15 protein-coding genes and 1 other RNA gene are annotated in these 18,620 nt (G+C 43.3%); 8 read left to right on the forward strand and 8 right to left on the reverse strand.

What is annotated here, in order from left to right; genetic code table 11:
- Positions 1-10 precede the first annotated feature (10 nt).
- From QY309_10930 to tsaD, 4 genes are read right to left on the reverse strand one after another with little or no spacing between them, the layout of a single operon-like run.
- Complete coding sequence (locus tag QY309_10930) at positions 11-811, reverse strand: C40 family peptidase (protein WKZ58384.1); 801 nt, start codon at positions 809-811, stop codon at positions 11-13.
- Positions 811-1,269, reverse strand: a complete 459-nt coding sequence (gene smpB, locus QY309_10935) for an SsrA-binding protein SmpB (protein ID WKZ58385.1) — start codon at positions 1,267-1,269, stop codon at positions 811-813. The genes QY309_10930 and smpB overlap by 1 nt, the downstream gene beginning before the upstream one ends.
- A gap of 5 nt (positions 1,270-1,274) precedes the next feature.
- The gene (locus QY309_10940) at positions 1,275-1,661 is read right to left on the reverse strand and encodes a hypothetical protein (protein ID WKZ58386.1); all 387 of its coding nucleotides are present in this window, start codon (positions 1,659-1,661) and stop codon (positions 1,275-1,277) included.
- Position 1,662: 1 nt separating this feature from the next.
- Positions 1,663-2,679 (reverse strand): tRNA (adenosine(37)-N6)-threonylcarbamoyltransferase complex transferase subunit TsaD, encoded by a 1,017-nt coding sequence (tsaD, locus tag QY309_10945; protein ID WKZ58387.1) that lies wholly within the window; start codon positions 2,677-2,679, stop codon positions 1,663-1,665.
- On the opposite strand from tsaD, the gene QY309_10950 reads away from it, so the two are divergent.
- The 5 genes from QY309_10950 (at position 2,678) to QY309_10970 (ending at position 10,259) form a co-directional block, all read left to right on the forward strand.
- A complete protein-coding gene (locus tag QY309_10950) occupies positions 2,678-7,261 on the forward strand; it encodes a translocation/assembly module TamB domain-containing protein (GenBank protein ID WKZ58388.1) in 4,584 nt (1,527 codons plus the stop codon). The two genes, tsaD and QY309_10950, sit on opposite strands and share 2 nt — an antisense overlap.
- Positions 7,251-8,132, forward strand: coding sequence for a DUF2279 domain-containing protein (locus QY309_10955; protein ID WKZ58389.1), 882 nt, complete (start codon positions 7,251-7,253; stop codon positions 8,130-8,132). The genes QY309_10950 and QY309_10955 overlap by 11 nt, the downstream gene beginning before the upstream one ends.
- A 70-nt stretch (positions 8,133-8,202) precedes the next feature.
- Complete coding sequence (locus QY309_10960; GenBank protein ID WKZ58390.1) at positions 8,203-8,601, forward strand: hypothetical protein; 399 nt, start codon at positions 8,203-8,205, stop codon at positions 8,599-8,601.
- A gap of 17 nt (positions 8,602-8,618) precedes the next feature.
- Positions 8,619-9,041: RNase P RNA component class A (gene rnpB / locus QY309_10965), an RNA gene on the forward strand.
- Positions 9,042-9,104: 63 nt separating this feature from the next.
- Positions 9,105-10,259, forward strand: a complete 1,155-nt coding sequence (locus QY309_10970) for a sigma-54 dependent transcriptional regulator (protein ID WKZ58391.1) — start codon at positions 9,105-9,107, stop codon at positions 10,257-10,259.
- A 221-nt stretch (positions 10,260-10,480) separates the two neighbouring features.
- Here QY309_10970 and QY309_10975 read toward each other — a convergent pair whose 3' ends face one another.
- Positions 10,481-11,473: an acyl transferase gene (locus tag QY309_10975; GenBank protein WKZ58392.1), complete on the reverse strand. Its 993-nt coding sequence runs from the start codon at positions 11,471-11,473 to the stop codon at positions 10,481-10,483.
- A gap of 35 nt (positions 11,474-11,508) precedes the next feature.
- On the opposite strand from QY309_10975, the gene QY309_10980 reads away from it, so the two are divergent.
- Positions 11,509-12,420 (forward strand): hypothetical protein, encoded by a 912-nt coding sequence (locus tag QY309_10980; GenBank protein WKZ58393.1) that lies wholly within the window; start codon positions 11,509-11,511, stop codon positions 12,418-12,420.
- A 7-nt stretch (positions 12,421-12,427) separates the two neighbouring features.
- Here QY309_10980 and QY309_10985 read toward each other — a convergent pair whose 3' ends face one another.
- Positions 12,428-14,821 carry a thiamine pyrophosphate-dependent enzyme gene (locus tag QY309_10985; protein ID WKZ58394.1) on the reverse strand — a complete coding sequence of 798 codons (2,394 nt, stop codon included), beginning with the start codon at positions 14,819-14,821 and terminating at the stop codon, positions 12,428-12,430.
- Positions 14,822-14,969: 148 nt separating this feature from the next.
- Between QY309_10985 and ald the strand changes: the two genes are divergently transcribed.
- Positions 14,970-16,082, forward strand: coding sequence for an alanine dehydrogenase (gene ald, locus QY309_10990; GenBank protein ID WKZ58395.1), 1,113 nt, complete (start codon positions 14,970-14,972; stop codon positions 16,080-16,082).
- Here the strand turns inward: ald and QY309_10995 are convergent.
- On the reverse strand, positions 16,079-16,513 hold the full coding sequence (locus QY309_10995; GenBank protein ID WKZ58396.1) for a type I restriction enzyme HsdR N-terminal domain-containing protein: 435 nt from the start codon (positions 16,511-16,513) through the stop codon (positions 16,079-16,081). The two genes, ald and QY309_10995, sit on opposite strands and share 4 nt — an antisense overlap.
- 20 nt (positions 16,514-16,533) lie before the next feature.
- On the opposite strand from QY309_10995, the gene QY309_11000 reads away from it, so the two are divergent.
- The gene (locus tag QY309_11000; GenBank protein WKZ58397.1) at positions 16,534-17,304 is read left to right on the forward strand and encodes an AMP nucleosidase; all 771 of its coding nucleotides are present in this window, start codon (positions 16,534-16,536) and stop codon (positions 17,302-17,304) included.
- Here the strand turns inward: QY309_11000 and QY309_11005 are convergent.
- The gene (locus tag QY309_11005; protein ID WKZ58398.1) at positions 17,301-18,605 is read right to left on the reverse strand and encodes an MFS transporter; all 1,305 of its coding nucleotides are present in this window, start codon (positions 18,603-18,605) and stop codon (positions 17,301-17,303) included. The genes QY309_11000 and QY309_11005 overlap by 4 nt on opposite strands.
- Positions 18,606-18,620 lie beyond the last annotated feature (15 nt).

Genomic DNA, 18,620 nt, shown 5'->3' on the forward strand with positions numbered 1-18,620 from the left:
GCAGGTAGAATTATTCAGCTAAAACCCTACGGATTTCCCTAAGGCTGTGCGTATAAACTTTGGTATCGAGGTTTAAAATTCCCTCCTCATTGATGTGGTCAATTCTGACTTTGCCCGAGGCATGAATGATCCGTTCATTTTCCAGGTATATACCCACATGATTTGGCTCTCCCTTTCCGGAATTCAAAAAAATTAAATCTCCGGGCTGTGCATCTGCCAGGCTGGCCACTGATTTTCCATACCGGGCCTGCTCAGCAACAGTTCGTCCTAAACGATACCCGCTAATCTTAAAGATCATCTGCACCAATCCGGCATCATCAATACCAAACAATGATTTACCACCCCATTGATAGGGAGCGTTTAGGTATTTCATGGCGATCGTTTTCAGGTAATCAGCTTCGCGTTTTACACCCAGGCTTTTTGAATCACCATTAAACGCAAACTGTTCCTCCATCTTAAACAACTCTGAACCGGAGATGGGAATGATGCTTCCCATTAAAATCATCAACGGACTTTTGTTGTATAAAATGGTAGAGGATGGATCCGTGGTAATCTTAAAATCAGCACGGTTGATGTAATCATAGTATTCCCTGGATATCGGATGATGCTGACGAAAGTCAATCCATCCTTCACACTGATCGTAATACATGTGAATACGAAGCCAGCGTTTGTCTTTGCTTATTTCATGCACTTCATAATGATCCCCAAATAGCAATTGCGAAACCTGCTCAGCGCGATGAGAAGGTTCTGCCCGCATGGGCACTATGCTCAGCCTGCATACTCCGAATTCTGGTAGTCCGTTATTCACCATTAAAATTTAACCCTGCTTAGTTCCCGTTTTATATCGCGCTCTTTAATGCTGTCGCGCTTATCGTGTACCTTCTTACCTCTTGCAAGCGCAATCTCCAATTTAGCAAAGCCACGATCATTAATAAAAAGTCGGACCGGAACCAACGTCAATCCTTTTTCTGAAACCTTGGCTTCCAATTTACGAAGTTCCGTGCGCTTCAATAACAGTTTGCGTTCTCGCCCGGCTTCGTGATTATAATGTGTGCCTTGTGCGTAAGGGGTAATGTTAATTGCCTTTACAAACAGCTCGCCATTATTGAAGTAACAATAGCCATCCTGTAGGTTAACCTTTCCTTCTTTAATGGATTTTATTTCCGTTCCTTTTAATACCAGGCCGGCAATGTATTTATCCAGCAACTCAAACTCAAAGCCTGCGCGCTTGTTCCGTATGTTAATATCATTTGTAAACCGCTTTGCCATGTTACCTATTGCTGAAACAATCGTGCAATTTTTTCCCGTTTCAAAATTTTTTGCCCGGTTTTACCTGTAGCTACAACCCGTTCTCCAACCCGGGCAATATACGAGCAAATCAATTCATGTCCAGTAATGCGATCAACTGTTGCTTCAATGGTAAGCTTTTCATTAACGAATGCCGGAGATTTATGCTCCACACTCAAAAATGTTCCGATACCCTCTTCATCGTCTTCCCGCATGTCCAATACAAACAATCGGGTAGACCATTCAATGTCGCGGGCCAATGCAAACGTTGAGCAAACAGGATGCACAACCTCACCATGGAAAGCTGCCATGTCACCCTCCTGAACAACACGCTCATAGATTTTCTGATCACCCGGTTTAAAAATCTGTTTCATACTAAATGGGCATTCGGGCTAATGGTGAAACTTCCAAGGTACTGAATATTCCCTTTTGATATTGATAATGAGCAGCCATGGCAATCATGCCTGCATTATCTGTGCAATATTCAAACGCGGGTATAAACAAATCCCAATTATTATTCACGGCCAGTTCTTTTAATGCATTCCTTAGCCCAGAGTTAGCTGAAACACCACCCGCTATTGCAATTTGTTTAATGCCTGTTTCTTCGCTGGCCTGTACCAGCTTTTCCGTAAGCATGGTAACCAAGTGATGCTGAATGCTGGCACAAATGTCGTTCAGGTTTTCTTCAACAAAAGCTGGGTTCTTTTTGCGCTCATCACGAATGAAATACAGAAATGCTGTTTTAATACCGCTGAATGAAAAATCAAGGCCAGGCATACTTGTTTTAGAAAATGCATATGCTTTTGGATTTCCAGACTGTGCATATTTATCGATTAACGGCCCACCGGGATAAGGCAACCCCATAATTTTTGCTGCTTTGTCAAAGGCCTCCCCTACAGCATCATCTTGCGTTTCACCTATTACTTCCATATCCAGATAGTCCTTCACTACAATCAACTGTGTGTGCCCGCCACTTACCGTTAAACACAGGAACGGAAAGGCTGGTTTAGGTTCATCGATAAAGTGCGACAACACGTGAGCCCGCATGTGGTTTACTTCTATCAGGGGTTTATTCAGTGCAAGCGCAAAGCCCTTCACAAAAGAAACACCCACCAGTAAAGAACCCATTAACCCCGGCCCACGGGTAAATGCCAGGGCATCTATCTCAGCCAAAGATACACCAGCCGAAGTCAGCGCCTCCTCAACCACCATAACGATATTTCGTTGGTGTGCACGTGATGCGAGTTCAGGCACCACCCCCCCATATTTCTGATGCACTGCCTGTGTAGCGATAATATTATTGAGTACCTTGCCGTTTCTAATTAACGCGGCAGATGTTTCATCGCACGATGATTCAATGGCAAGTATGACGGGACCTACGGGTTGAAACATGAACCTGCAAGTTATCAAAAATCGGATATTGTATTGGCTGAAAAGCATAACGCTTTACGGATTGTACATTTTTTTAATTCTGATTATATCCTCCTTCTTTATTATTCAAATACCGGCTGTTCAAGGCAGCTTATCCAATCGCTTCCTTAAAAGACTCTCCCAGGTTACGGGATTCAAATCCAGCGTTGAGCGGATTGACATAAACTGGTTCGATCGCATATACATGGAAGGTGTGACCATTGTTGACCCTGAAGGGAATACCATGATTGGAGTCGAGGAACTTCGGCTGAATTACCGGTTCACTGATTTATTTCAGGATAAAAACATCAGCCTGGATGCAGTAATCATGAATGGTGTTCAGGTAAATTTTAAAACGATTGCCGAAACGGATACAAGCCGCAACCTGAACATCAATGTTTTTGTGAAGGGGGTAAATAAAATGTCCGGTTCCGGCAAAGGTGGTGGAGGCGGAGTGATTTCGATAGGAGAAGCAATTCTTACCAACACGCTTTTTACATATAACACGGATCGCGATACACTGGCGCGAAGGTTTGATCCGAATCACTTTGCAATTGATGCACCGGATATTGAGCTTCAAAACTTTCTTATTCAAGGTGACACGATCCAATTCAATGTCAGAAGCTTAACAGCCACAGAAACAAAACATGACTTCACCATTCATGAGCTGTCAACATTCTACCGGATATCCCAACAATCGATGGAATTCTTGGGCATTAAGGCACGAGCTGGTGAAAGTATAATATCCGATACGGTTCGGTTTGAATATTCCAGTCAACGCGACCTGGGTGACTTCCTAAACCAGGTAAATGTATTTGCATCGTTAACCAACACGGTTATACACCCAAAAGATCTTGCTGTTTTCGCTCCCCTCCCGCCTAACATGTCGCAACCGGTTTCAGTTAGTGGAATTTTTAAAGGCAAAATAAATCGCTTCCGTTTTAGCGATATGGATATCCGGGCGGGGAGCCAGACTCACCTGAAAGGCTCTCTTGAAATGGATGGTCTGCCCGATATCAATGAAACATTCATTTTACTCAACCTGAAACAATCACAGGTAAGCTTCACAGATCTTGGATTTCTGTTCGATGACAAAATAACAAAACGATTACAACCGCTTGGCCGACTAAATGTTTATGGCGAGTTTCTTGGCTTCCCTACAGACTTTGTAGCCAACGGAACTTTCTCCAGTGAAATCGGTACCATCATTTCAGATATCAACTTCAAAGTAGATGAGCAAGTAGTTGATCGGTCAAGTTATGCGGGTAAACTTAAACTCATCAACTTTAACCTCGGCAAGTATCTCGATGACACCCTGAACTTTCAGGCTGTTAGCATGAATGGAAGAATCAGCGGTAAAGGTTTAACCCAAAGTACTGCAGATTTTAAATTGGATGGCACCGTTGAATCATTGGGCATTCGCAATTACACGTATAGCAACATTAAAACCAATGCACGCTTTGCGGCTGAATTTTTTAGTGGCAAAATTGAAATCAATGATCCTAACCTTGAATTTCGTGCGACTGGGTCAATCGATCTCCGGAATAAAATCAATGAGATTAAACTTACCGGAAAACTGGACACGGCTTACTTGCATAAACTTTACTTAACGAAAAAAGAACTTCTCTTAAGCAGTACGCTGGATGTTGACATCCAGGGATTTTCGTTGGACAGCCTTGTTGGGAAAGCTGACTTGAATGATCTTTTTGTTCAATTCGAAGATCAACAGTTATCACTTGACGAGATTGGGCTTGAAAGTAAAAATTCGAATAATCAACGTCAGGTTAAAGTACGATCGAATCTCGTTGATGCCAACGTAACCGGTAACTTCTATTTATCGCGGTTGTTCAAGGATATTCCGCAACTAATAAAAGAATTTCAACTTAACATTAAAAACGATGATGAAGCCATAACACAATACTACAGTCAGAAAAGAAACATACCTGAACGCTATGCGGCCGATTTTACGGTTACGATAAAGGAAATTAAACCCATTATGACGTTACTGAACGTTGATCTGGATGTAAGTAAAAATACATTTATTGAAGGCAGATTTTTGAACGGGCCAGTCTCATCTGTACAAGCATTCACTGAAATTGACACGATCCGATATGGCAACAATTTTCTTTACCAAACCGAGTTCGACCTTCACGCCTCCAAAGACGCTGACAGCACCGAGGCCCTGGCCATGGTCTACCTATTTTCAAACAAACAGGAGATCGGGCGGCTTAAAACCCGTAACTTATACAGCGAGGTGGTGTGGGATAAAAGCCACATGGACGTAGACCTCAGCATTGCACAACAAGAAACAACAAACCGCATTGACCTTTCAGGCATCATCGATTTTCATGACAGTACACGAATTCAACTGCTCCCTTCCACCATCAGCATGCTTGAAAAAAAATGGGAGGTCATTCCGAATAACAGCATAAAAATTTCAGGCAAAGAGTGGCGTTTCAACAATTTTGGTTTTACACAACTTCAACAAGCGATTACATTAAATGGAAGAATTTCTGCCGACTCATCCAAACAGCTCACGCTTTCGGTTTCCAATTTCGATCTGACCACCATAAACCCATTAATCATCCGTCAGCTGGAGGGTGAGTTAAATTCAGTTGTTGTCCTTAATAATTTTTACAAGCAACAAAATATACAGAACACACTTTCGGTTAAACATCTGTTGGTAGATGATTTTCTTTTTGGAAACATTACCGGCAACAACGTGTGGGATCCGGTTAAACGCATTTTTAATCTCGAATTCTTTATTGACAGGCTGGAGAACCGCATTGTAAATTGCAGGGGCTTCTACAATCCGACCGACAAGAAAAGTCCCCTTTCCATTACCGCTACATTCAACAAAGCTAATCTTAGAATTTTTGAACCTTTCATTGACGATATCTTCAGTCAGTTTCAAGGCACGCTTACAGGAGATTACAAAGTTTCAGGCACGCTGGCAGAACCATTGCTCAATGGCGAGGGACAGTTGGAAAATGGTGCCATGATGATCAATTACCTTAAAACAGTATATCAATTTAAAGGTATATTGGGATTAACCCCCAGCTCGATCTATTTCAAAGAAATTGAGTTGACGGATGCCCTCCGCAATAAAGGAAAGTTGAGCGGGGCGATAACCCATGAGAACTTCAAAAATATGCGAATTGCCCTGAATGGTCAGTTTGATGATTTTCAGGTGCTTAATACAACAGCAAAAGATAATTCACTGTTCTACGGCCAGGCGTATGCCTCAGGCACCGTAAACTTCAGAGGTCCGATTGATAACCTGGTTATCAGCGCAACGGCATCCACACGAAAAAATACACGCATGTACATTCCCATCAGCGGAAGTTCATCCGTGGAACAAAAAGACTATATCAACTTTGTCAATTTTAAAGATTCAACCTACCAGGTTTCTCAAAACATTGACGAAGCCAGAAAAATAAAACTCACTGGCGTTACCATTGACTTTAATCTGGATGTTACACCTGATGCCTATTGTGAAATTATTTTCGACTTAAAAGCAGGTGATATCATCCGCGGACGGGGAAATGGAAAAATAAAACTTCAACTCGACACGAAAGGCGAATTCAATATGTTCGGGCCGATTGAATTTACGGAAGGCTGGTACAACTTTACTTTGTATGATATTATCAATAAAGAATTCCAGATTCAGCCCGGAAGTTCAATTGCCTGGTATGGCGATCCGTATCAAGGCACGATGCGTATTGATGCCACGTACAACCAACTGGCTTCCCTTGCCCCCATCTTAAATGATCCTACACTGGCGAACGTGCCGCAGGTGAAACGAAAATATCCTGTTCAGGTGCTACTGAAACTGGATGGCCCCATGCTTTCGCCTTTAATCAATTTTGATATCACTTCACGCGATCTTCCCAAATCAATTCCGGTGGAGAACCGAGGGTCTGTAGCCCTTGACCTTGAGTTTACCCGTTTCAAAAACAGCCTCGATGAGCAGGAATTGAAACGACAGGTATTCAGCTTGATCGTGCTAAGAAGATTCTCTCCACCCGAATCGTTTAACACCAGCGGATCATTGGTTAACAGTGTGAGTGAGCTCTTCTCCAACCAACTCAGCTATTGGTTAAGCCAGGTAGATGAGAACCTGGAAATTGATGTAGACCTGGGTAGTATGGATCAGGAAGCCTTTAACACGTTTCAGTTGCGTATGTCATATACGTTTATGAATGGGCGGCTACGCATCACACGCGATGGCACCATCGGTAATCAGGCACAGCCAACCGCGGGTGTGGACACACGCAATGATGTTGCCTCCGCCATTGGCGACTGGACAGTGGACTACCTGCTTTCCCCTGATGGAAAATTCAAAGTGAAGATGTACAGCCGTACAAATGTTAACCCACTGCTTAATACCTTTAACAACCAAAGTATAATTACTACCGGTGTAAGCTTAATGCACACGCAAAGTTTCAATGAATTTAAAGATTTGCTCAAATCTAGTCGCGAAAAAAACAGACGACCACTTCCTGATGAAGAGGATGAGGAATTAAATGACGAAGGAACTAAAGAGGAAGACGATGGCGAGTAGGGCATTCGTCACTTCTGTTGCGTTGCTGTTTGTATCATCATGCTTTTCACAGGCAGACAGCATCCCTGCTCAACCCAACACCAAAAGATTAAAATCTTTTATCATTATTGGCGGAAGTGGTTACACGGCTGCAATGGTCGGATTGAATCAATTGTGGTATAAGAACACGGACAAACAATCTTTTACCTTTTTCAACGACAGCAGACAATGGAAACAACTTGATAAAGCCGGGCATTTCTATTCGGCATTTCATTTAAGTCAGGCCACATCCAAAAGCCTGCAGTGGTGTGATGTGAATACAAAAAAAGCACACCTGTGGGGATCGGTTACCGGATTCTTGATATTGCTGCCAATTGAAATCTTTGATGGCTTTTCTGTCGATTATGGTGCCTCCACGACTGACGTGCTAGCCAATGCAGGCGGGGCAGCTTTCTATCATGGTCAAACTGTTTTGTGGAATGAGGTCAGGTTGCATCCAAAAATTTCTTTTCAACGTACACCCTACCCAGCCTTGCGAAATGATAATACCCTTGGCAATGGGCTGATCAGTGAACTTGTAAAAGATTATAATGGTCAAACCTATTGGCTGTCTATTGATACCGACAAATTCATCCGGTTTCCAAAATGGCTGAACCTGGCGGTCGGTTACGGAGCCGATGGTATGGTGTACGCCACCGACCAGCAAAATCAAATGGCCGGCTTCCGTGCGAATCGGCAATTCTATATCGGGCTTGATTTTGACCTGACGCATATCCGGTCACGCTCAAAACTACTAAACACCGCCATCTACATTCTAAACCTGGTTAAACTGCCCGCCCCAGCCATTGAATTATCGGGTGGAGATGTATCCTTCAATGTCCTTCAGTTTTAAAAAAAACATTTTCTCTCCTGCATTTTCCGGCTGGTTTTTATACCTTCAAGGTTATTAAAATCAGCAAGCCATGAACCTAACCTCTACTATTAAAAAATATGCCGAACAGATTGGTGGCACATTTACGGAGTATGATGATGTTAAATGCATCATTGTTGTTCCCTTGAAAGATAATCGGTTTCAAACTGTATTGGCATACACTGAGAAAAGTAAAGTGTCTGGTAAAACCCGTGCGGTACTCATTTCAAAAGTGAGCGATACCGTAAACGGGATTGATGCACAGGAATTACTTCGGGTACACGCCAATTTCGACTACAGTAAATTCATGATCGAAGATGGTCATTTGAAAGTTGAGGCTACTTGCCTGGCTGATGCTGCCTCTGAAGAGGAGATAAAATTTATGGTTCAGGAGGTTGCTCAGTTGGCCGATCAATACGAGTACAAGCTTACCGGAAAAGACATTCACTGAAATTTGCTTACCTTTGCGTTGCAAACTGCCTTATCGCTCTCCGATTTATCGGGGGGAGGAAAGTCCGGGCAACTTCAGGAATCGCACCTTGAGAAAATCAAGGGGTTCCGTCTCAACAACGGAAAACAGAAAGTGCCACAGAAAACAAGTAGCCCGCTCCTGTCCCGATAGCTATCGGGATTTTCAGGAAGGGGTGATAGTGAAAAGGTGGAGTAAGAGCCCACCGGTCCGTAAAGTAATTTCGGACGCACGGTAAACCTTGCGAGTTGAAAGATCAAATAGGCCCCGATATGAATACCTGATTCTGCTTCGACTTGATCGGAGCATCGGGGTGGGTAGATCGATTGATTCCTGACGGTACCGTCAGGAACAGATAAATGATAAGGATACTGACGGTAACCGTCAGTATACAAAACCCGGCTTACAGGTTTGCAATTTTTAACTGATTAAACCTTCTTCGCATAATGCGTTGAAGGTTTTTATTTTAAAATAGAATTTACGCTATGGGAAAAATACTTGTTGTTGATGATATGGCGGCCATCCGCACATCGCTTCGTGAAATACTCGAAGAAGAAAAGCATGAAGTAGAAGAAGCAAAAGACGGTGAAGAAGCACTCAAGAAACTTCAATCGGAATATTTTGATGTTGCCTTCTGCGACATTAAGATGCCCAAGATTGATGGCATTGAATTATTGGAACGCGTGAAGAAGGAAGGCATCGGAACACCTTTCATCATGATTTCCGCACATGGTACAAAAGAAACAGCACTGGAAAGCATTAAGCGTGGTGCTTACTTTTTCATTCAAAAGCCTTTTGAAAGCATTGAAACGATTCTTATTCATTTGCGCAACGTGCTGGAGAGAAACTCCTTGCGCGAAGAGAATCGCACATTAAAAAAGAAAATCAGCAAAGACGCTGAAATGGTGGGCGAATCATCAGCCATTAAGCAAGTGAAAGAGATGATTGAAAAAGTGGCGCCAACCGATGCCCGTGTATTGATAACCGGCCCGAACGGCAGTGGGAAGGAACTGGTCGCTCGCCAGCTTCATGAAAAAAGTAAGCGTTCAGAAAAAACACTGATTGAAGTAAACTGTGCTGCCATACCCTCCGAACTTATTGAGAGTGAATTATTCGGACATGAAAAAGGATCGTTTACTTCTGCCATCAAGCAACGCATTGGAAAATTTGAGCAAGCTGAAGGCGGTACGTTGTTCCTGGATGAAATCGGGGATATGAGCCTTTCCGCACAGGCTAAAGTGCTGCGCGCTCTGCAGGAAAATAAAATCACACGCGTAGGCGGAGAAAAGGAGATTTTGGTAAACGTGCGGGTTTTGGCCGCCACCAACAAAGACTTAAAGAAAGAAATTGCAGAAGGCAGGTTTCGGGAGGATTTATACCACCGGCTTAGTGTGATCGTAGTAAAAGTGCCCTCCCTCAATGAGCGCATTGAGGATATTCCGCTATTGGTTGAGAAGTTTCTGAATGATCTGGCAGAAGAACAAGGCTCTAAAAAGAAGAAAATCGACAATTCCGCAATTGCGGCATTACAGAAGCATCAATGGACTGGAAATATTCGTGAATTACGGAACGTGGTTGAACGGCTTATCATCATGTCAGCCGAAACCATCACGGAAGAAGACGTCAAAAAATACCTGTAAAATCAGATTTTCTGAGCAGGGGCTTCCTTAGCGGCAGGCGTCTCAACCTTGGTATAGGTTGGGCATGTGTACTGACTGCAGGCAGAAATGAAACCGGCTAAAAGAAGGAATAAAACTAACTTTTTCATTAGAAGTGGCTTTAACGTCATCTCAAAAATAGAATAGTTTCGCAACAAAACAAACCCGACCGTGGATTAGTGCCGCTTAACGGCAAAAAACGGCTATTCAACCATGAGGTTACACCCCCGGATGTCCGAATTATCCAAACGGCCGGATACTTCAAACCCACCATTTGCAAGAAGCAGGCCAGCATCTTCAGTTTCGATAAAACTAATGGTGCTGAAATTGGCCAGATCAATAACGTTTATTCCACCCGATTTATTTGCCCCCAATCGGCCAAATGGGTCTCCAATTTCACGAATAACAACCCGCATCCAAGGTGGGCAATGGAAAACTGATCCTCCAGCTGTATATGCCTGCGAAAAAAGCTCCGTCATGCCATATTCTGAGTAAATCTTATCAACCTTAAAACTGCTTTTAAGGGCGTCATGGAGTTCCAGCCTGGTCATTTCCTTACGCCTGCCCTTCATTCCACCGGTTTCAAAAACAAGGCAATCTGATAGATTTGGATTGTGGGCTTCAGCCAGATCCAATAATGCGTAGGTAACACCCCAAACAATAATTTTTCGGTCTCCCTCCTTTCTGGCCCCTGCAATATCCTGAAGCAATCGGTTTGTGTCTGTCCGGTAAAAATCCGAGAAGGAAGATTTGCTCTGTCGGATGAAATGATCCATCATAGCCACCAGGGATGAGTGGCCCTGTTCCAAATAAGATGGTAGTAGCGCAAAAAAGTGATAATCAGAAACTGAACCGAAAAAATATTCGAAGCACCGCAGCGCATGAGCCCGGTAAAAATCGACATTTTGAACATGATGAACGCTCGGTACCCCTCCCGTTGTGGTGCTGCTTTTAAATACCGTAACATCAGGCCAGTTACCCGATTTTAGGGGCAATGATTTAAAGAATGAGATGGGCAAAAAGGGGATTTCGTCCACTGCGCTCACCTCCCGCCATTTCACATTGAGGTTGTTGAGCCAGGCCTTGTAAATTGGGTTCTCCTGAGCCTGGAACCGAAAAATTTCCAAAGCAATATCCTCGAAACCAGATTCGTTAAGGGTATATAATTTGGAGCCAAAACTTTTAGTTATTTCCAAGCGTTACGTAACTTGACCGGGTTCAAAAATACAGTATGAAGGCATTTAAGGGGTTGGTTTTGTTTTGTTTTTTAGCATCAGGCATGAGTTCGTGTTTTGATCCACCTGAATTTGAGCTAGGACCTAAAATTGAGTTTAAGGATATTGAATTCAAAAAAGGTGCCCCTAATACAACTGATGCCGATACTTTGATAGTCTATCTTGACTTCAGGGATGGTGATGGTGATATAGGATTTGATAGCCAAAGTGATTTTTTTCTTAATGAACCTTACCACAGAATTAATTTTTACTTTGCTGATTTATCTCAAACAAAGGTTATCCCAGTAGGAACGATTGTGAATAAAGTTACATTCCCTCCCGCAAAAGCTGGAGATCCACCAATAACAATTAATGTCCCAACAATAACTGAGCCCTTTCCTGAAGGAAAGTTAGTTAGTAAAAGAACGCGGGAAAATAATCCAGAATTTAGCTTTTTACCGATATTTAGAAATACAGACCTAAACTGTAAAAATTTCACCTATACAACCGACTTATTACTTGTGTCAGAGCTTGCTAAGAATTGTATTGACACTTCATTTAACATTACTGACACAATTACTATTAATGGATTAAAACACTATTTATTGAAAGATACCCTGTATTTTTCTAGAAATCCGCACCACTATAATGCTAGAGTAAGATTTTATCAAAGTTCAGGATCTGGTTTTTCAGAATTTATTTGGGAGGACAATTATTGCGGAGGAACGCTTAATGGCCGTCTACCGATCTTGTCTGATCAAGAAGGTGCACGTGAAGGAACAATTAAATGGGCAATGAGATCTGCAGGAATAGAGACAACCTTTAGTATAAAAACTCTCAAATTGGATATAATTATAGAAGACCGCGCTCTCAATAAAGACTCAGTCCGAACTAGAGAGTTTACACTATCGGATATTCGGGTGAATTAAGTAGTCACTATATCTTAATAAACCTGTTTGGCTCCGCCTCACGCATCAAGTCGTAAATTTTTTCAAATACCTCTTCCGGATTCGGTTTAGAAAAATAATCCCCATCCGAGGCATAAGCCGGGCGGTGCTCCTTGGCCGTAATGGTTATCGGTCGTGAGTCAAGGTATTGGTAAGCTTGCTGTACTTCCAACACCTGTTGCATCATGTAAGCACTGGCTCCACCCGGCACATCTTCATCAGCAAATACAACCCGGTTAGTCTTCTTAACCGATTCAACAATGGTATGATTACGATCAAAAGGAAGTAATGATTGAACATCAATTACCTCACAGGAAATACCTGCACGTTCAAGCGTATCGGCTGCCTCCATTACAATCCGGCACATGGATCCATACGTGACAACCGTAACATCATCTCCAGCACGAAGAATTTCAGGAACGCCAAGCGGAATGGTGAACTCACCAACATTTTCGGGTAATTGCTCCTTCAGCCGGTATCCGTTCAGGCACTCAATTACCACTGCCGGATCGTCTGATCTTAGTAATGTATTGTAAAATCCTGCAGCCTGTGTCATGTTGCGGGGTACCAACAGGTAAATGCCACGCAAACTATTTAAAATCATTCCTATTGGTGAGCCTGCATGCCAAACACCTTCCAACCGATGGCCACGTGTACGAATGATTAAAGGTGCCTTCTGACCACCCTTGGTACGGTATTGCAAACAAGCCAAATCATCCGAAAGGGTTTGAAGCGCATAAATAAAGTAATCGAGGTATTGAATTTCAGCAATCGGGCGCAAGCCACGTAAGGCAGCGCCTATACCCTGCCCGATGATCGTACATTCGCGAATGCCGGTATCGGTCACCCGAAGCTCTCCAAATTTCTCTTGTAAGCCGGCAAAGCCCTGGTTTACATCGCCAATCCTACCAACATCTTCACCAAAGGCAAACACGCGTGCATCGCGCTGGAGTGCAGCGTGAAAGCAAGCTTGCAATACTTCACGCCCATCAACTACCGGAGAGTTTTCAGCATACACAGGTTCTACGATATCAACATTCAATGCCGACTCATCAGACTGGCTGTATAAATGTGAACTATACCGATCTTCTGCATCTTCGGTTACCCGCTTAATCCAATTCCGTAATTCGCTTTTGGCATCACTATCTTTTCCGCGCAGGGCAATCAACACTTTCTTTGCCGCTTTAACAGCATCCAATCGTGCCGGATTGATTGTCTTCTCCAATTCCGTTTTTATTTCAGAAATGCTTTCATCCTCGAACTTTTTTAAAATTAAAATCAGTTCGGATTGATCTTTCTGAATATCGGAGGTAAATGCTTTCCATGCTTTCTCGCGAGCTTTTCTGGCACTTTCTTTTGCCTCCTTTTCAATTATGTCGATTTCCTCAGGCAGTACCAGCACTTCTTCTTCAATCCACTTGCGCATTTGCTTAATGCAATCAAACTCAGCCTCCCAGGCCAATCGTTCCTTTGACTTGTACCGCTCATGCGATCCGGATGTAGAATGTCCCTGCGGTTGTGTTACCTCTGTTACATGCACCAACACGGGTACATGTTCTTCACGGCAAATCTTCTCAGCTTTTTCGTACGCAGCAATCAATGCTGGATAATCCCAACCTTTTACAGTTAGTATTTCAAATCCATTATCTGATTTATCGCGTGCGAAGCCTGCCAACGCTTTAGAAATACTTTTCTTGGTAGTGTGGTATTCCTGTGGAACAGAAATGCCGTAATCATCATCCCAGACTGACATCAACATTGGAACCTGCAAAACACCAGCTGCATTAATCGTTTCAAAAAACATACCTTCGGAAGTTGATGCATTTCCAATAGTACCAAAGGCAATTTCATTTCCGTTAATCGAAAGATTGGTGTATTGATTCAGTGCCGGATTATTCCGAAATAATTTTGATGCATACGCCAACCCGAGTAACCGTGGCATCTGACCGGCAGTTGGTGAAATATCAGCGCTGCTGTTTTTGAGCTCCGTCAGGTTTTTCAGTTTACCGTTTTCATCAAGCATGCGTGTGGCAAAATGGCCGTTCATTAATCTTCCTGCTGAAGCAGGCTCAGCCTCTACATCCGTATGCGCATACAGTTGAGCGAAATATTGTTGAATACTCAGCTCACCTATGGCGAACATAAATGTCTGGTCACGATAATATCCCGAACGAAAATCACCCTTGCGGAACACTTTGGCCATAGCCAATTGCGCAACCTCCTTGCCATCACCGAAAATGCCGAATTTTGCCTTGCCCATAAACACCTCTTTCCGGCCAATTAAACTAGCTTCCCGGCTTTCACAGGCCAGCCGGTAATCTGCCAAAATCTCCTTCACACGGGCTTGCGAATACTTCACCTTCGATTCCTTAACTGTACTCACGATTAATCAGTTTTGATGGATAAATGCTCGGATTTTCGTGCTCAAAAATAGCCAATCGGGTGGCAAATGCCAACCTGACTTGCGTCAGATCAGGTTGACTATTGATAATTGCCGATTATCTTTGCAGCCTGTTAAAACGATTGAAATTATGATTATTGGCGTTCCTAAAGAGATAAAAAACAATGAAAACCGTGTTGCGCTTACTCCCGCAGGCACACAAGAACTGGTAAAGCGTGGACATACCGTTTATGTTGAAAATTCGGCCGGAGTAGGCAGCGGATTTTCGGATGATGAGTATACCAAAGCGGGCGCCAAAATGTTAAAAACTGCTGAGGAAGTTTTCTCGATTGCCGAGATGATCATGAAAGTAAAAGAACCCATTGAGCAGGAATACAAACTGATTAAGAAAGACCAACTCGTTTTCACATACTTTCACTTCGCCTCCTACGAACCGCTTACAAAGGCCATGATTAGCAGTGGCGCGGTTTGTTTGGCGTACGAAACCGTTGAACGGATAGATGGCAGCTTACCGTTGCTGATTCCGATGTCGGAAGTTGCCGGTAGAATGTCCATTCAGGAAGGTGCGAAGTACCTGGAGAAACCCCTAAAAGGTCGTGGTATTTTATTGGGTGGGGTACCCGGTGTTAAACCGGCTAAGGTGTTAATTCTGGGTGGTGGTGTTGTTGGAACCAACGCAGCTAAAATTGCTGCCGGTATGGGTGCTGATGTTACCATTGCTGATGTTAACCTGAACCGCCTGCGTTACCTGGATGATGTGATGCCTAAAAATGTGCACACGGTTGTGTCAAACGAATACACCATTCGTGAAATGATCAAAGATCATGACCTGATTGTGGGTGCCGTACTGATTCCCGGAGCGAAAGCCCCGAAACTGATCACCCGCGATATGCTGAAATCCATGCGCCCCGGCACGGTGCTGGTTGATGTTGCTGTTGATCAGGGTGGTTGTATTGAAACCTGCACCCCTACCACACACGAAAATCCTACCTTCATTATTGATGATGTTGTGCATTATTGTGTAGCCAACATGCCGGGTGCTGTGCCGTATACATCAACACTTGCCTTGACCAATGCAACGCTTCCGTATGCGATTCGTCTGGCGAATCAGGGATGGCAAAAGGCTTGTCAGGAAAGTAATGAGCTTCGTAATGGCCTGAATGTGATGTTTGGCGAGGTAGTGTACAAAGGTGTAGCTGATGCGTTCAATCTGCCCTACACAGACGTGAAGAAATTCCTTTAAGAAAAAACTGGTAATTCAGCCAGAGACTTAATCTCTGGTTGAATTTCAAAACAATAGACCAGCATCCCATTTGTAATGACTACAAAAGGTGCCTGCAGCGATCTATTGTAGGTTGCTACCTGCATGGCTACCACTTGTGTCAACTTTAAATCGGGAGCCTTACACTCCACAATCATCCAGGGTTTGCCCTCCCGGTCAAATACAATTACATCGGCACGTTTTTCCAAGGTATTATAGCTAAGGGAAGCCTCTACTTTAATCAATGATTTTGGATAGTTCAGGCGATTCAACAGATACTGAACAACATGTTGCCTCACCCACTCTTCGGGGGTAAGCACTACATACTTTTTTCTTATGCCGTCAAAAATCCATACTTTTCCATCAGCTTTCTTGAGTTTGTAATCAAAAGCAGGAAGGTTGAGTTTAATCATGCCGTAAAGTAACTGAAGATATGAAGACGAAACAGGAAATTGTTGAAAACTGGCTGCCCCGCTACACCGGACAGCCATTGGATAAATTCGGAGAGTACATTTTGCTCACCAACTTTGATAACTACGTTAAGATGTTTGCCGAATTGCACAACGTGCCGGTTGTAGGCGTGGATAAGCCTATGCGGAATGCAACAGCTGAAGGGATCACCATTATCAATTTCGGGATGGGCAGCCCCAATGCGGCAACTGTTATGGACTGCCTGAGCGCCATAAAACCAAAAGCCGCCCTTTTTCTAGGTAAATGCGGTGGACTAAAAAAGAAGAATGATATCGGTGATTTGATTTTACCGATTGCGGCTATTCGTGGAGAAGGAACATCAACCGATTACTTCCCGCCCGAAGTTCCGGCTCTGCCAGCATTCGCCTTGCAAAAAGCTATCTCCACCACCATTCGTGATTATAATCAAGATTATTGGTCGGGAACCGTATACACAACCAACCGCAGGGTATGGGAATGGGATGAGGATTTTAAAGCATATCTAAGAAAGATCCGTGCACAGGCCATTGATATGGAAACGGCCACCATCTTCACCACGGCATTTTACAATAAAATACCTGCCGGAGCATTACTCCTGGTTTCAGATCAACCCATGGTGCCAGAAGGTGTAAAAACCGATGTCAGTGATCAATCAGTAACAAAAAATTTTGTTGACCTGCATCTGAAGATTGGTATCGCTTCCCTAAAGCAGCTAATCAACAATGGCATGACGGTGAAACACCTGCGCTACTAAGTGCCCAACCGTATACTTTTTATCTTCACCCGGCTTAACAAAAACATGCCGATGACAAAGAACGACATCAGCACAAGGGTACTGTTGCGCATGCTACCAGTTAGTTGTTCAATTAAACCATAGCTGAACGTTCCCATCACAATCGAAAGGTTGAAGGTAACATCAAAAAAGCTGAAGTAAGAGGCATGATCAACTGTATCAGAAGGGATGATTTTAGAATACGTAGCACGTGATAAAGACTGAATTCCACCCATCACCAATCCCACGGTAAAAGCCAGCGCATAAAACTGGTATTCGTTGTAAACAAAATAAGCTGCCAGACAAACGCCAATCCAGATAGCAATCATGGTCATCAAAGAAAGCTTGTTACCTCGTTTTTCTGAGAAACGAGCAAACCCATACGCACCAAAAGCAGCCACAACCTGAATGATCAATACCGTCATAATCAGTTTTTCATCGGCCAACTGTAGCTCTTTGGAGCCAAAGGTTGCCGCCAGATACATAACGGTTTGCACGCCCATGTTAAAAAAGAAATAGGCGGCCAGGTATAACCTGATATTGGTTTGAATCTTCAGCTCATTCCAAACCTTTAAAATTTCCCGATAGCCACCAATCAATGCACTTAGTTTAGGCTTTCTCCCAAATGGATTAGCAGGAAGAACAGCAAAAGGTATTTGCGAAAATCCAATCCACCACAGGCCTACAAGCAAAAACGAAAAACGAGTAGCTTGTCCAGCGGTTGCGAATCCAAACCACTCATAAAATGTGATTTGCACCAGATTGAAAATCAGAAGAATAATACTTCCATAATATCCCCATGAATATCCTTTGGCACTGGTTCGGTCATATCGATCGGGTGATGCGATCTCAGGTAAGTATGCATCATAAAAAACCAGGCTGCCAGCATACCCTATACTGGCCAGCATGCTGAATAAAATGGCCAGTTCAATGGTCTCGACTCCAGTAAAGAAATACAACCCCATACAGGCCAATCCACCCAAGTACACAAAAATCTTCATGAAAAACTTTTTGCGCCCCGTATAGTCGGCCATACCTGAAAGAAGTGGGAGAATAAGGGTAATGATCAGAAATGAAGCGGATAACGACCAGGAATACAACACGGAGTTAACAATAGGGTATCCGAGGAAGGAGATTGTATCGCTTCCGGTTTCCGTTACCGCTACCGCCTGATAATACACCGGAAAAATAGCTGAGGTAATTACCAGCGAGTACACCGAGTTAGCCCAATCATACATGTACCAGGCACGAAGCGTTTTTGGATTATTCAGTTCAAGGGCCATAAAGCAGGCAAATAA

It is taken from the genome of Cyclobacteriaceae bacterium, assembly GCA_030584025.1.
In the GTDB taxonomy this organism is placed as follows: domain Bacteria; phylum Bacteroidota; class Bacteroidia; order Cytophagales; family Cyclobacteriaceae; genus UBA2336.